This is a genomic window from Pseudomonas sp. B392_1p (assembly GCF_052245235.1).
In the GTDB taxonomy this organism is placed as follows: domain Bacteria; phylum Pseudomonadota; class Gammaproteobacteria; order Pseudomonadales; family Pseudomonadaceae; genus Serpens; species Serpens gallinarum.
On the sequence record NZ_JBQPXM010000007.1, the window covers coordinates 150,261 to 163,918 of the forward strand.

Consider the following 13,658-nt stretch of genomic DNA (forward strand, 5'->3'; position numbering starts at 1 on the left):
AGCGGCTCGGCAGCAGGCCGCAGCTTGCTTAAACTGCGCCCCTGCTTCGCCTCTACAAAAGGATTCGCATGCCCAGCCTGAATCGCCTCATTCTGATCAACACCCACCTCAAGGGTGTCGTCGAGCTGGTCGTGGACGACCACACCAACATCTGCGGGACCAACGCCTCCGGCAAGACCACATTGCAGCGCCTGGTGCCGGTATTCTACGGCGAGTACCCCAGCCGCGTGGTACCGGCCACTCGTGACAGCTTCGAGCGCTGGTACCTGCCCACCGAGCAGAGCTTCATCGTCTACGAATACCAGCGCAAGGACGACGAGCCCTGCCAGGCGATCCTGGCCACCAGCAGCGACGGCCGTGGCGTGGATTACCGGTTGGTACACAAGGGCTTCGACATGGAGGACTACACTCGCAGCCGCCAGGGCGACAGCATCGTCTGCCGCACCATGAACGAGCTGGGACGGCACTTCCGTTCGTTGGGCATCACCGTCAGCAACCAGCTCAATACACGCCAGTACCGGGCCATCATTCAGAACGACCGCACCCTGCTCTCCGCCGACAGCCAGCGTAGCGAACTGCGCCAACTGGCCCGCCAGTTTTCCCTGTGCAGCGGCGAGCACAGCCTGCGCCACATCGAGAAGCTGGTGCGCGCCGTGCACTCGCGTGAAGGCAAGATGGAAACCATCAAGTCGATGGTCGCCGCCATTCTGGAAGAGGACGGCGTGACACCGCCCACCACCCACCTCAGCCCGCAGAAAGTCGAAGACTGGATTCGCGACAGCCAGTTGATCCAAGGCTTCGCCGACCTGCGCCCCGAATTCGCCCGCTTAGAGCGCGACTTCCAGGAATTGCTGACTTGTGAGGCCCGCCTGAGTGGCCTGCTGCAAGCCTTCCGTACCGACGAGCCGCAATTGTTCGCCCGCCAGGAAACCCTGAAGAGCGAATTGGAACAGCTCGCTTTCGAGCTCAAGCGCCTGGAAGATGATTGGAAGGAGCAGCGGGACGCCCTAAGCCTGGAACTCTCGCAGGTCCAGGCCCGGGTTAAAAGTGACGAAGAACAGCTCAACCATATTGACGACCTGTACCAGCAGTACCTGGACTCCGATATCGACCAGGCCAAGGCCGACCTGGAAAAGCTCGACGGCTGGAAGCTGGAGCTGGACAACCTCAGGGAACGCCTGCACCTGCTCACCGAGCAGCATGCCGACGTTCAGAACGCCTACCTGGAACGCAAGCAGATCGTCCAGGAGCGCCAGCAGGACGCCCTGGATCGCCTGCATGAACAGGAAAGCAAAGTCCGCGACGAACTGGCTGGGCGCACCCAACAGAGGCACGATGCCCTCAGCCAGTTGGACAAATCCTTCGCCACCCGCCGTCAGGAAACCGAAACCACCTTTCGCGAGCAGAAACACGCCCGCGAACTGGAACGCAAGGACTACGAGCAACGCATCAGCCAGTTCGGCTACAGCGAAGAGGAAAGCCGCAGCCTGGACATCCTCGACCGGCGCCAGGAAGAGGCCGACGAGAAGCGCGATGGCGCCAGCCAGCAGGTAGAGACTTTGGCTCAGCAAGAGCGACAGTTGCTGCGCCAGCGGGAAGAACTGGCCCAGCAACATCAGCTTGTAGCCCGCAAGGTAGGTGAGCGCGAGCGGGAAAAAGACGTCGCAACACGCCTGCTCTATCCCGGCCAGCACACCCTGCTGGAATTCCTGCGCCGCGAACAGCCGGGCTGGGAACGACACCTTGGCAAGCTGATCGAGCCGGGCCTACTGGAACGCACCGACCTCAAGCCCGCCCTGAGCGAAACGTCAGCCGACAGCTTCCATGGCCTGCGACTTGACCTGGCCACGCTGCCAATACCTGAGCACGCCGCCGACGAAGCGGTGCTGCGTGCCCGCCTGCAGCTGGCCGAGGACAACCTGCAGGCCGCGCGCAATCAGCAGGAGGCCTTGGAAACCCAGCTGGGCGAACAGACTGCGGCGCTGGACGACCTTAATACCCGGCTGGTGCAGGCGCGTACCGAACTGCAGCGTTGCAAGGATGACCGCCAACGCCTGCGCGACGAGCGCGCCACCCTCAAGGAGCGCCTGGACACCGCCCTGGCCGAGCGCCGGCGCGAAGCCCGCAAGCAGTTGAGTGCGCTGGACGATAGCCTGACCCGCTTGGCTGCGGAGCAGGAGCAGCTGTTGGCCGAACTGAGTGAGCAGCATCAGGAGGCTCGCCTGGAAGCCTCGGCCCACTGGCAACAGGTGATTCAGGACTTGGAACAGCGTCTGGCATCGCTGCGCGGCCAAATGGATGAGCAGCGCGCCCAGGGTAAGAGCGAGCTGGCTGCCTGCGAAAGCTGGTACCAGAACGAGTTGAAATCCCGCGGTGTCGACGAGAATCAGTTAATCGAACTGAGGAATGGCATTCGTCAGCGCGAACAGCGCATCCGCGAGACCGAAGCCCGGCGTTCGGAGGTGCACCGTTACGAAGAGTGGTATGCGCTCACCTGGCTCAAACGCAAACCGCAGCTGCAAGAAGAGCTGATGAGCCGCAAGGCCGAAGCCAGCGACCTCAAGCAGCAACTGGATGCGGCCACCCAGGCTTACAAAAGCCAGCGCGATCAACGGGAGCAGCAGCGCAAGCAGGGCCTGCAACGCCAAGGGCAGATCAGCGAGCAACTGGATCTGCTCAAGGGGCTGCTGCGCCGCCTTGGGGAAGGCAAGTTGCCGCGCGAAGGGCAGACACCTGAAGGCGAACTGGACGAGCGCTTGCGCCTCGGCCAAGAGCTGCTGCAAGGCCGCGAAACGCTGATGACCACCATTCGCCAGCACGTGGATCGCTTCGACAGCCTGCTGGCCGGCAAGAGCGGCTCCAGCCTCACGGAAACCTGGGAGCGTGGCCGCGAGGAGTGCACGCTGGTCAGTGAACGTGGCGTGCCAACCCTCGACTACCGCCGGCTGGTGCCGATTCTCGCCCAACTGCTCAACGAGCTGGTGCCGCAAAGCATCAAAGGCCTCTTGGAACAGGGACGCATTTTTGGCAAGGACCTGTTCGACTACTTCGACGTGCTCGCCGATATCGACAAGCGCATCGCCAGCCAGAGCGCGCGCATCACCCGCGAAGTCAGCGATGAGCTGTTCCTTGACGGCGTGTCCAACTCGGCGGTGACCATCCGCTCGCGGATCACCGAGCTGGAGTTCTGGCCGGAGCTGCGCAGCTTCGTCAACGCCTACCGCGAATGGCAGCACGGCGGCTTCGCCGAACTGCCCGGCGAAGATTACACCGGCAGCATGCGCCGCGCCCTGGAAGTACTCGGCCGCTCGGCACTGACCAGCGGCATCGCCGGTCTCTTGGAAATCGAGTTGCGCCTGCGTGAGGGCAACAGCGACCTGGTGATCCGCACCGACCGACAGCTCAACGAGTCCTCCAGCCACGGCATGGCCTACCTGATCCTCTGCAAGTTCCTGCTGGCCTTCACCCGCCTGCTGCGCGGCGACGCGCCGGCGGTAATCCACTGGCCGATCGACGAACTGGGCACGCTGCACCACAACAACGTGAAGAAGATCTTCGACGCCTGCACCAGCAACCGCATCCGCATCCTCGGCGCGTTCCCCAATCCGGATTCCGAGGTGCTGTCGCTGTTCAAGAACCGCTACATCGTCAACAAGCAGACCCGCCAGCTGCAGGTGGTCAAGCCGCGCCTGGATGTGATCGGCGAGCGCCTGAAGGCGCGCCAGACCGAGGAGATCGCCTGATGCTTTCCAACAAGGGACAGGTCATCGAACGCCTGCTGCAGGGCGCCTTCATCTGCCGCACCACCAACGAGGAAGGCTGGCGCTTTCTGAAAAACCCGACCAACCGCGAACAGGTCGACGATTACCTGACCACCCTTAACCGCGTGGTGGCCAGCGTGGGCAGCGGCGCGGAAGCGGAAGTCTTCTATTGCGCCTACCGCCAGCTGGGTGAAAACGAACGCAAGGTCGTAGGGCAGCAGTTCCGCGACGTCAGCCACGCCCTTACCCCACTGGTGGAATGGCTGCTGCTGGTGCAGGAAGCCAGCGCCCAGGACGCTCCACTCACCGAGGGCAGCCCCATCCGCCTGAACGAGTTGCAGGGCATCGTCGAAGACACCCCGGCGTTTCGCGAGCAACTGGCGCGTATCAGCCATTACCGGCTGTTCGGCTCCATCAGCGCTAGCGTCGACGCGCAAATCAAGCAGGTGTTCAAGAAACTGTGCGACATGGGCTATCTGCTGCGCCCCAATCCGGAAAAGCAGATTTACATTGGCACCGGCAAGCTGGATTACCTTTATGAGGTGATCCGCTTCATCGACGAGGCCGAGGGCCTTGCGCTGGAGGGTCGCGCCGAGGCCGCCAGCCAGAGCAACCTGCTATGAGCGGCAACCTGCACCATGCCGGGGTGCGCTTTTTACGCCAACTGGGCCGGCATGCCGAACCCATCATGGATGCTTACCTGGCCGGCTCCATCAGCGACGAAGCGCTTGAGCCCGGCGTACAAGATCGGCTGGTCAAGGATGGTGTTCTGTACCGCCCGGAGCCCGGTGCCGACCTGCACCTTCGCCGTACGGTCCGCGCCCTGCTGGAAGAAGCCCTGAAGGATGACCGCAACCGGCAGATCGACGCCAACACTGGCACCACCCTGGCCACCTTCAAGACCCTTGCGGCCCACTACACCGAAGCCCGCCACCAGGGCGACTACGCCGCCGCCGACGCCTATCTGGCCGACCTGCGCGAACACGTCTACAGCTTCTGCGAAGGCCTGACCCACAGCATCCGCATGCTGTGGAGCCGCATCAACAACGAGTTCGGCTATGTAGGCAGTCTGAACGCCAAGATCCGCGAGAACGAATTGGCTCAATCCCAAGTCAGCGAGTTGCTGGCGGGGCTGGAGCTGGTCGATTTCCAGCACCTGGCCGACACTGCCGGCGACCTGCGGGAACTGCGTCGCCTGCTGGTCACCCGCTTGCAACGCAGCGTCAGCGACGCCTATCTGGAACTGGGCGTGGTGCAGGCGCGCCTGCTCGACCTGCTCGGCCGCTTCCGCAAGATCCAGGGCCGCACCCGCCTGCTGCGCGGCTGGAGCCTGCATATCGACCAGCACCCGGACTACCAGCCCGGCCAGCACACCGCCCTGCCGCAAATGCCCCAGTTGCTCAATCTGGCTGAGGCATTGCTGGCGCCGGCCGCCGTGGACATCCACGACAGCGTATTGGAAGCTGAACTGCTGGCCCTGGCATCCCAGGTGCGCGCTCAGCGCGCGGAACGCGCCGTGATGGCCCTGCCGGAAGCCGGCGAGCTGTTGCTTGGTGAGGTGGAAAGCTTTGAAGTGCAGAGCAGCGCAATCCAGGACGCGGTGCAGGACTACTTCTGCCAAGTCATCGAAAGTGGACAACAACTCTCGGCGCTGACCTGGCGCGCTGAGCAGCGCTTGCCGTGGGACGAGGAAACCTGGCTGTATCAGGTAATTGGCGGCTACGAAGCCCTGCCCGATGAGCAGAAGGATTATTTCGAGTTGCTGCCCGAAGGCGAGGATCACCCGGTGTTCAGCGGCAACTTCATCGTGCGGGATCTGGCGTTGTGTTTGTCTCTCTGACCCGGGTGCATGCCAAGGCGGTGCACCACTTGCTGCGCAACCGCTTACCGGACGTGCCCTACAGCGCAACCTGGAAGGACATCCATCGCGCGTTCGAATTGGGCCAGGTCGAGCGGCGCCGTCTGCATTTCACTCCGCAGGAGCGCGAGCTGCTGCGCGACGAAGCCCGACGGCGTTTCGGTTGGGATCTGATGAATCCCCTGCCGAATGAGGACCGCATCGAGGCGGCCGCTCAGGCCATCAACGAGAAGCTTGCGCCACGCCAACCCGATGAGGGTTTCGTATTGGCCAAGGGTGTTCTTCCGTTTATGGTCGCCGCGCCCACTCTGCCAAATGAATGCGCGTTGCGTGTTCCGGTCAACCATCTGGACCTGGCGGCCATTTGCAACGTACTGGTGGTCGAAAATCTGGATTGCTTCGATCAAATCCATCGTTTCGCGCTACCAGACAGGCTCGATGCCGCACTGGTGCTCTACCGTGGCCATAGCGCGCTCACCCGGGGAACGCGGCAGCTGCTACAGGGACTGCCCGCTTTGGTTCCGGTTGTGGTCTTTGCAGATTTCGACCCTGCCGGGCTGGCCATCGCTGCAACCCTCCCGCGCGCCAGCCATGCGCTGATACCGCAGCTCACGCCCGACCTGCTCGCCAAAGGCAGCCGCGAGGATTTCCACGGCCAACACAAGGAAAGCAAGCACCTGGACAGCATCGAGCTGGGCGGCTGGCAAGCGATATGGGAAGAGATGACGCAGACGGGCCTCAGCATCAAGCAACAGCACCTGCTGGCGCAAGGCGTACCGTTGCGTTGTATCGCGCGATGATGGCGAGGTCTCGGTGGTGCCGGGTTTATCCCGGCTGACGGAGGTAGGAACGTCGCCAGGATGTAGGCCATCCAGCACGCCGGCGCATGCTCGGCCCGGGATAGCCTCCTTCGTAAAGTGCTTAACAAAGGCGGCCTTTCGGGCCGCCTTTGGGTCTTACAGACTCAGCGGACGATTGGACGCCGTGAGGAATTCCTGCTTCAGATCTTCGAAGGTATGCACCGCCGGGAACTGCGGGAACTCGCGGATCACGTTGTCCGGGGCGTGGAACAGGATGCCGGCGTGAGCTTCCGAGAGCATGGTGGTGTCGTTGTACGAATCACCCGCTGCAATCACGCGGTAGTAAAGGCTCTTGAGGGCTACCACGGACTGGCGCTTCGGATCCTTCTGGCGCAGCTCATAACCCACCACGCGGTCAGTCTCGTCAACCAGCAGCTTATGGCAAAGCAGGGTCGGGAAGCCCAGCTGGCGCATCAGCGGCTGGGAGAACTCATAGAAGGTGTCGGAGAGGATCACGACCTGGAAGCGCTCACGCAGCCAGTTGATGAACTCCACCGCGCCGTCCAGCGGCTTGAGCGTGGCGATCACTTCCTGGATATCGCCGAGCTTCAGGCCGTGCTCGTCGAGAATGCGCAGACGCTGCTTCATTAGCACGTCGTAATCCGGAATATCCCGGGTCGTGGCCTTGAGCGCATCGATACCAGTTTTTTCCGCGAAGGCAATCCAGATCTCTGGTACCAATACGCCTTCCAGGTCGAGACAGGCAATCTCCACGAGCTACTCCTAAGCGAGGTTTGAAATGAAGCGGCACTCTAGCCGCTCGCCCTACCCCATGCAATGCCGCCGCTTATAACCAGATGAGACAAATGCACGCTGCTTGGTTATTTATGGGCACGGCCAAGGGTTTGTTAGGATGCCGCCGCAGAGCGCGTCCAGCGCCATGATCATGAGGAAGCCTGATGAGTCACCCCTTCAATGTCGCCGAATTGGCGGCTCTGTATGCCGAACGTTCGCCCCAGGACATTCTCAAACTTGCCTTCGAGCACTTTGGCGACGACCTCTGGCTTTCCTTCAGCGGTGCCGAGGATATCGTCCTGGTGGACATGGCCTGGAAGCTCAACAAGAACGTCAAGGTCTTCAGCCTGGACACCGGCCGCCTGCACCCGGAAACCTACCGGTTCATCGATCAGGTGCGCGAGCATTACGGCATTCCTATCGAAGTCCTTTCCCCAGACGCGCGCCTGCTGGAACCGCTGGTCAAGCAAAAAGGCCTGTTCAGCTTTTACAAGGACGGCCATGGCGAATGCTGTGGCATTCGCAAGATCGAACCGCTGCGCCGCAAACTCGCCACGGTGAGCGCCTGGGCGACAGGCCAACGTCGCGATCAGAGTCCGGGCACGCGCAGCCAGGTGGCAGTGCTGGAGCTGGACAGCGCCTTCTCCTCGGCCGAACACGCCCTTTACAAGTTCAACCCACTCGCGCAAATGAGCAGCGAAGAAGTCTGGGGTTATATCCGCATGCTTGAGATTCCCTACAACCCCTTGCATGAGCGCGGCTTCATCAGCATTGGCTGCGAACCTTGCACCCGCCCCGTGCTGCCCAATCAGCATGAGCGCGAAGGCCGCTGGTGGTGGGAAGAGGCCACCCACAAGGAATGCGGGCTGCATGCTGGGAATTTAATTGCCAAGAAGTAGTTGTGGGAAGGAAGCGCATTCACCTGAAATGCCCAGGGTGGAAACCAAGGCGGTTCTCCACCCTTGTTGTCAAACAAGAAGCCTCAGTGAGTCGGCAACTCGACATTTTCGAACAGCTCATCCAGTTCGGCCTTGTTCCGGCACTGCACGGCTTTGGCAACCACATCGCGATTCAGGTGCGGCGCGAATTTTTCGACAAAGTCGCACATGAAGCCGCGCATGAAGGTGCCGCGGCGAAAGCCGATCTTGGTCACGCTGGACTCGAACAGATCACTGGCATCCAGGACGACAAGGTCCGGATCCAGTTGCTCGTCCACGGCCATTTTCGCCACGATCCCCACACCCAGCCCCAGGCGTACATAGGTCTTGATCACGTCGGCATCGGCTGCTGTGAACACCACCCTGGGGCTCAGGCCGCGGCGGCTGAACGCCTCATCTAGCTTCGAGCGGCCGGTGAAACCGAAGACATAGGTCACGATCGGATACTCGGCCAGCGCTTCGAGGGTCAGCTTCGGCACCTTGCACAAGGGATGTCCCTTGGGCACCACCACGCAGCGGTTCCAGCGATAGCAGGGCATCATGATCAGATCGCCGAACAATTCCAGGCCTTCAGTGGCGATGGCGAAATCCACGGTGCCGTCGGCTGCCATTTCCGCAATTTGGGTTGGCGATCCCTGGTGCATGTGCAGGGCAACGTCCGGGTATTGCTTGATAAAGGAACTGATGACTGGCGGCAAAGCGTAGCGGGCCTGGGTATGCGTGGTGGCCAGCGAGAGCACCCCTTTTTTCTCGTTGGAGAATTCCTGGGCAATCTGCTTGATGTTCTCGACCTTGCGCAAAATCTCCCCGGCGGTATGAATGATGCTTTCGCCCGCCGGAGTTACACGCGTCAGGTGCTTGCCGCTACGGGCGAACACTTCCAGCCCCAATTCATCTTCCAGCAGGCGAATCTGCTTGCTGATTCCTGGCTGCGACGTGTAGAGGCTCTTGGCAGTAGCCGACACGTTCAGATCATGGTGTGCCACCTCCCAGATGTAACGCAGTTGCTGAAGCTTCATGGCAGATCCTCAAATGTTACGGCGGCGATGTGGCTAGCGGTTTCTTATAACCATATTAATCCAACCAGACAAAAAACAACTGAGACAAGTATTAAAAAACCGTATCGGTGTCGCGAAAACGTTGCGGCGCCCACCTCGAGCGCAAAGCAACCGGATGGGAATGACCGAGCGAATACACACAGGCAAACAGGGCTTTCGCCAGCCCGCCCCATTGTCGAGCCCGCAGATAAAGCGTTAAGGTTGCTCTCTTCCTCACCATGCCCTTCCTGCTGTGCACGCCGCAAGGGGATGCCTGGCCCCCGACTGACGAGTAACACCGATGGCAGATTTACCGATCAATGACCTGAACGTTGCCTCCAACGAAGCCCTGATCACGCCGGAGCAACTGAAGCACGAAATGCCCCTCACCGAAGCCGCCCGCCGCACCGTGACACACGGTCGCCAGGTGATTCGGGACATTCTTGATGGCAAGGATCATCGCCTGTTCATCGTGATTGGCCCTTGCTCGATCCATGATCTCAAAGCGGCCCATGAATACGCTGAACGCCTTAAAGTGTTGGCTGAGCAAGTATCCGACACGCTGTTCCTGGTCATGCGCGTCTATTTTGAGAAGCCGAGGACCACGGTAGGCTGGAAAGGCCTGATTAACGACCCTTACTTGGATGACTCCTTCAAGATCCAGGACGGACTGAGCATTGGTCGCAAGTTGCTGCTCGACCTGGCCGACATGGGTCTGCCAGCTGCCACCGAAGCCCTGGACCCCATCTCCCCGCAATATTTGCAGGATTTGATTAGTTGGGCCGCCATCGGCGCGCGAACCACCGAATCCCAGACCCACCGGGAAATGGCGTCTGGCCTTTCTTCAGCAGTGGGCTTCAAGAACGGTACGGATGGCGGCTTGGCCGTCGCTATCAATGCCTTGCAATCCGTTTCTCGCCCGCATCGCTTCCTGGGTATCAATCAGCAAGGCGCGGTCTCCATCGTCACCACCAAGGGCAACACCTACGGTCACGTCGTGCTGCGTGGCGGCAACGGCAAACCCAACTATGACTCGGTAAGCGTCGCGGTCTGCGAACAAGAACTGGCCAAAGCCGGTATCACGCCCAACATCATGGTCGACTGCAGTCACGCCAACTCCAACAAGGACCCCGGCCTGCAACCACTGGTCATGGATAACGTTGCCAATCAAATTCTGGAAGGCAACACCTCCATCATCGGGTTGATGGTCGAGAGCCACCTTGGCTGGGGCAGCCAATCCATTCCCAAGGACCTTGACCAACTCCAGTACGGCGTCTCGATTACCGATGCCTGTATCGATTGGCAAACGACTGAGAAAGCCGTGCTTAGCATGCATGAGAAATTGAAGGATAAGCTGCCCGAGCGCCGCAAGCGCTAAGGCTGCGGAACGTAAAAAGCCGGGCATTCGCACTGCCCGGCTTTTTTATGTGTCACTGTTTACCTGCCCTTCGTTCTCGCCGCTCCATATAGCGTTCTACATAGGAGCATGAAGGGATTACCGAATAGCCCATACTCTCGGCATACTGCAAGGCATGCTCGGTCAGGGCCGCCGCAATGCCCTTGCCGCGCAAGGCATTGGGTACATAGGTGCGATAAATATCCAGCGTTTGCTGACCCAGGTCCATATAAGCCAGATAGGCGTGATGGCCTTCCACGGTCGCCTCAAATTGATGACCGGCCACGTCATGATGGATAGCTAGCTCGTTCATGTGATTCCTCGTCAGGCCGAACCGATTACTGTGCAAAGCAAGCCTGCCTGGCCATTGCAATACCTCGTGCCGGGCATCCAGCCGCCACACTGTACACCCCCTTGATGCGCTGACCAAAGCAAACAACGCAAGGCAAACTTCCTGAGCGCCGGTCGAGACAATAAACACTCTTAGAAGTTCATCCCAGTTAAACTTATTTATAGCGCTCTACTTCTCTCGGCAACGGAACCTCTTACCGAAACAAAACTCTATAATAGCTTGCCCCAATAAAACCTAAACTAAAGAAAGCGCCATCACAGTTAAAACCTCTGCAGAACAATAAAAAAACCACCTAACTTGCACCATATCCGTTTACTTACTAAAAGTTACAGGTACTATGTACGCCGCTGATTTCCCCAACGGGAAATTGCACTTTAGAAAGCCCAAAGAAGGGGAACACGATGAACAACGTTCTGAAATTCTCTGCTCTGGCCCTGGCCGCAGTTCTGGCTACCGGTTGCAGCAGCATGTCACAGGAATCCGAAGCACGCCTGACCGCCAGCGAGGATGCTGCCGCTCGCGCTCAAGCTCGTGCCGACGAAGCCTACCGCCTGGCTGATGAAGCAATGGCCGCTGCGCAGAAAGCACAGCAGACCGCAGACGAGGCCAACGAACGCGCCTTGCGCATGCTGGAGCGCGCCAGCCGCAAGTAAGAGTCTGGCCTCAGGCTATCAAGCCGACCCTAACAGGGTCGGCTTTTTTTATGAGCGGCGTAGCTTAACGATTGGCAAACAAGCGAACCCGAATCAGCGGGGTGTTATCTCAGCAGCGAGCGCCGTATTTCTTGTGGCAATCTCGATTGGCAGTCCATCTTCTGCCGCAATCACTTCGCGCAACATTTCCCAGTCCAACTGCAGGTTCTGCAATTCGTCCCAGCGCAGTAAGGTATTGATCACCTTCGCATGTTTGTCCACCACCGAGAGTTTGCCCTCTTTACCTTCCAGTGGCGCATGCACTTCAAGGTAGTATTTATTAGCACTGACCCCCACCTTATAGGGCTGATCAATAATACGCACCGCAGTGCCAACCGAAGCCATCGCTGCCAATTCCAACACGTTGTGATTGAGCATGCGAAAGCATCCATGACTGACACGCATGCCAATACCGAACTTCTTGTTCGAACCATGAATGAGATAACCCGGTAAAGCCAAGGTCATCTTGTAGGGTCCCAAGGGATTATCGGGACCGGGTGGCACCACGCTCGGCAAGGGATCACCCTCGGCAGCATGCTCTTCGCGAATCGACTTGGGTGGATACCAAGCGGGATTGGCAAACTTGGCCGCGATGCGAGTTTCAGCGACGGGCGATGACCAGCCCTCACGACCAATTCCGAGGGGATAGGTATGCACCACCGCCTGCCCTTTCGGATAGTAATAAAGACGGTATTCCGCAAGGTTGATCACGATCCCTTCACGTGGACCCGGCGGCAGAATGAAGCGTGTCGGAAGAATGATCTCGGTACCCTCGCCAGGGAGCCAGGGGTCCACCCCCGGATTGGCGGCAACCATTTCCAGGTAGCCAAGGTCATGGCTCTCGGCAATTGCGGCAAAGGTATCTTCGTAACGCGCCTTGATAACCTGAACCTGCCCTACCACGTCCTCGTGGGGCGGAGGCAGAGGAAACTCCATGGCATGGACTGCGCCAGTGCTCACCAAAGCCATCAATGAGAGACTGCGAAAGACCGTGGAAGCACACGCGAACATCCGGATTGTATCCTTGAAGTGACAAATCGAAGGCCGGTTTGAAAGGCCGGCTATGTCAGACTTCAAAACCGGATAATCGTTCACCCCGACGATGTGCTTCAAGCGTAGCCTGGCAAACTGGGCACAGCCGCGAGTCACGCAGCAATTCCCGACTCAACGAACGCCAGCGCGGCTGAGCCGGCAGCAGACCGCCGCACAAGGTGCGATCCACATGTCCCGCCAATTCCAGCTGCCGCTCGATCAGATGCAGGCGCACCTCGCGGCAGGCGAACAGATCCAACTGCTCGTCTGGCTCGATCAATTTATAGGCATACAGGGACCAGGCGCGGCGTGGCATGTTGGGCTCCATGAAGGGGGCGCAACATTAGCCGAAAGCCTGGGCGCGGAAAAGCCTCGAGAGCCCCTTAAAGCATCTGTTTGAGCAATGGCCAGAGATTGTCGAGCATCCGTTGCTGGGCTGCTGGCGCCGGATGAATGCCATCAGCCTGCATCATGCCCTCGACACCGCCGACGCCTTCCAGAAAAAACGGCACCCAAGGTACTTGTGTCTGCGCCGCAAGGTCCGAATACACCTGCTCGAATGCTCGGGTGTAGCGCAGTCCATAGTTGGGCGGTAACCGCATGCCAAGCAACAGCACCTGGGCCCCGCTGTCACGGCTGCGTTCAATCATGGCGAGCAGATTTTGCTGCATTTGCGCTGGGGGCAAGCCTCGTAGGCCGTCATTGCCACCCAACTCAAGAATCACCCACTCCGGCTGATGCTCGGCGAGCAGCCTGGGCAATCGAACCAGACCGCCAGCGGTTGTGTCACCACTGATCGACGCGTTGACCACCCGATGATCCAGGCCCTCTTCCTCCAAGCGCTGTTCCAGCAAGGCGACCCAACCCTGGCGGGTATCCATGCCCAGAGCGGCGCTGATACTATCGCCGACGACCAGCAGGGTGCCGGCCAAGGAATTTTGCGACCACAGCAGCACAGCCATGGCCCCCGCAATACACCAAGCCCGCATCGGAATCT

13 protein-coding genes are annotated in these 13,658 nt (G+C 59.9%); 7 read left to right on the top strand and 6 right to left on the bottom strand.

Translation table 11 applies throughout. The features are described from left to right. Positions 1 to 68: 68 nt before the first annotated feature. From ACTV8E_RS12110 to ACTV8E_RS12125, 4 genes are read left to right on the top strand one after another with little or no spacing between them, the layout of a single operon-like run. Positions 69 to 3,743: an ATP-binding protein gene (locus ACTV8E_RS12110; protein WP_443199662.1), complete on the top strand. Its 3,675-nt coding sequence runs from the start codon at positions 69 to 71 to the stop codon at positions 3,741 to 3,743. Continuing rightward, on the top strand, positions 3,743 to 4,384 hold the full coding sequence (locus ACTV8E_RS12115) for a hypothetical protein (RefSeq protein ID WP_443199663.1): 642 nt from the start codon (positions 3,743 to 3,745) through the stop codon (positions 4,382 to 4,384). The genes ACTV8E_RS12110 and ACTV8E_RS12115 overlap by 1 nt, the downstream gene beginning before the upstream one ends. Beyond that, positions 4,381 to 5,601 carry a phosphoenolpyruvate carboxylase gene (locus ACTV8E_RS12120; RefSeq protein WP_443199664.1) on the top strand — a complete coding sequence of 407 codons (1,221 nt, stop codon included), beginning with the start codon at positions 4,381 to 4,383 and terminating at the stop codon, positions 5,599 to 5,601. Before ACTV8E_RS12115 ends, ACTV8E_RS12120 begins: the two co-directional genes overlap by 4 nt. After that, positions 5,586 to 6,419, top strand: a complete 834-nt coding sequence (locus ACTV8E_RS12125; RefSeq protein WP_443199665.1) for a DUF7281 domain-containing protein — start codon at positions 5,586 to 5,588, stop codon at positions 6,417 to 6,419. The genes ACTV8E_RS12120 and ACTV8E_RS12125 overlap by 16 nt, the downstream gene beginning before the upstream one ends. 156 nt (positions 6,420 to 6,575) lie before the next feature. Here ACTV8E_RS12125 and thrH read toward each other — a convergent pair whose 3' ends face one another. Then, positions 6,576 to 7,193, bottom strand: a complete 618-nt coding sequence (gene thrH, locus ACTV8E_RS12130; RefSeq protein WP_443199666.1) for a bifunctional phosphoserine phosphatase/homoserine phosphotransferase ThrH — start codon at positions 7,191 to 7,193, stop codon at positions 6,576 to 6,578. Positions 7,194 to 7,378: 185 nt separating this feature from the next. Between thrH and ACTV8E_RS12135 the strand changes: the two genes are divergently transcribed. Then, positions 7,379 to 8,113: a phosphoadenylyl-sulfate reductase gene (locus ACTV8E_RS12135; protein ID WP_443199667.1), complete on the top strand. Its 735-nt coding sequence runs from the start codon at positions 7,379 to 7,381 to the stop codon at positions 8,111 to 8,113. An 83-nt stretch (positions 8,114 to 8,196) separates the two neighbouring features. Here the strand turns inward: ACTV8E_RS12135 and cysB are convergent, their stop codons facing one another. Further along, positions 8,197 to 9,171, bottom strand: a complete 975-nt coding sequence (gene cysB / locus ACTV8E_RS12140; RefSeq protein ID WP_443199668.1) for an HTH-type transcriptional regulator CysB — start codon at positions 9,169 to 9,171, stop codon at positions 8,197 to 8,199. A gap of 319 nt (positions 9,172 to 9,490) precedes the next feature. Here cysB and ACTV8E_RS12145 point away from each other — a divergent pair, with 319 nt between their 5' ends. Next, positions 9,491 to 10,567 carry a 3-deoxy-7-phosphoheptulonate synthase gene (locus ACTV8E_RS12145; protein WP_251836256.1) on the top strand — a complete coding sequence of 359 codons (1,077 nt, stop codon included), beginning with the start codon at positions 9,491 to 9,493 and terminating at the stop codon, positions 10,565 to 10,567. A gap of 52 nt (positions 10,568 to 10,619) precedes the next feature. Here ACTV8E_RS12145 and ACTV8E_RS12150 read toward each other — a convergent pair whose 3' ends face one another. Then, complete coding sequence (locus ACTV8E_RS12150) at positions 10,620 to 10,898, bottom strand: GNAT family N-acetyltransferase (protein WP_251836257.1); 279 nt, start codon at positions 10,896 to 10,898, stop codon at positions 10,620 to 10,622. A gap of 440 nt (positions 10,899 to 11,338) precedes the next feature. Here ACTV8E_RS12150 and ACTV8E_RS12155 point away from each other — a divergent pair, with 440 nt between their 5' ends. Next, on the top strand, positions 11,339 to 11,590 hold the full coding sequence (locus ACTV8E_RS12155) for an Lpp/OprI family alanine-zipper lipoprotein (protein ID WP_251836258.1): 252 nt from the start codon (positions 11,339 to 11,341) through the stop codon (positions 11,588 to 11,590). A 93-nt stretch (positions 11,591 to 11,683) separates the two neighbouring features. Here the strand turns inward: ACTV8E_RS12155 and ACTV8E_RS12160 are convergent, their stop codons facing one another. The 3 genes from ACTV8E_RS12160 to ACTV8E_RS12170 form a co-directional block, all read right to left on the bottom strand. Continuing rightward, positions 11,684 to 12,640: a L,D-transpeptidase family protein gene (locus tag ACTV8E_RS12160; protein ID WP_251836427.1), complete on the bottom strand. Its 957-nt coding sequence runs from the start codon at positions 12,638 to 12,640 to the stop codon at positions 11,684 to 11,686. 55 nt (positions 12,641 to 12,695) lie between these two features. Further along, positions 12,696 to 12,977: a hypothetical protein gene (locus tag ACTV8E_RS12165; RefSeq protein WP_251836259.1), complete on the bottom strand. Its 282-nt coding sequence runs from the start codon at positions 12,975 to 12,977 to the stop codon at positions 12,696 to 12,698. A 67-nt stretch (positions 12,978 to 13,044) separates the two neighbouring features. After that, complete coding sequence (locus tag ACTV8E_RS12170; protein ID WP_251836260.1) at positions 13,045 to 13,650, bottom strand: arylesterase; 606 nt, start codon at positions 13,648 to 13,650, stop codon at positions 13,045 to 13,047. Between the last annotated feature and the right edge of the window lie 8 nt (positions 13,651 to 13,658).